General features: G+C 34.8%; 1 pseudogene. It reads left to right on the forward strand.

From position 1 onward, the window contains the following. A pseudogene (locus tag PL9631_RS26410) lies at positions 1 to 509 on the forward strand (hypothetical protein); the annotation flags it as partial.

The following is a 509-nucleotide window of genomic DNA, read 5'->3' on the forward strand; positions in this document are numbered from 1 at the left end:
AGTTTGTTGGGTAGAGCTAGAGCTATTGGGGCTGAATTGATTGTTTTAGATATCCCAAAGGAAGGGGAAATGAGGATAATTGATTTTCTTTCCCAGGAACTTCAAATAGCCGTTGATAGTTTAAAATCAGCTTATCCTAATAATCAATATGGTCTAAAAGTTGTTAAGGAGTTTCTTGATAAATCTGGTGCTGATATTCAATGGTTGGCAGACTTAAAATCTGATGATTGTTATTTTACTCGTCCTTGTTTGGTGAATAACAATTTAACTGATACTGTTACTCGAATAGTTAGTTTAGTTAATAGTTATTGGCGATATCCTAATCTTGTCGAAGATACGAGTCCAAGGGATTATAGATTTACATTATTTTCTAATGTTATTAGTGATGAACTTCAAGATGCGATCGCAACTCGTGAACGGGATACCTACCGAACTGAAATGGGTGCGGCTTTAGCTTATAAAAGAGACACTGAAGATGATAGATTAGTTAAAGAAGTTACGGCTAAATT

It is taken from the genome of Planktothrix paucivesiculata PCC 9631 (assembly GCF_900009265.2).
Classification (GTDB): Bacteria; Cyanobacteriota; Cyanobacteriia; order Cyanobacteriales; family Microcoleaceae; genus Planktothrix; species Planktothrix paucivesiculata.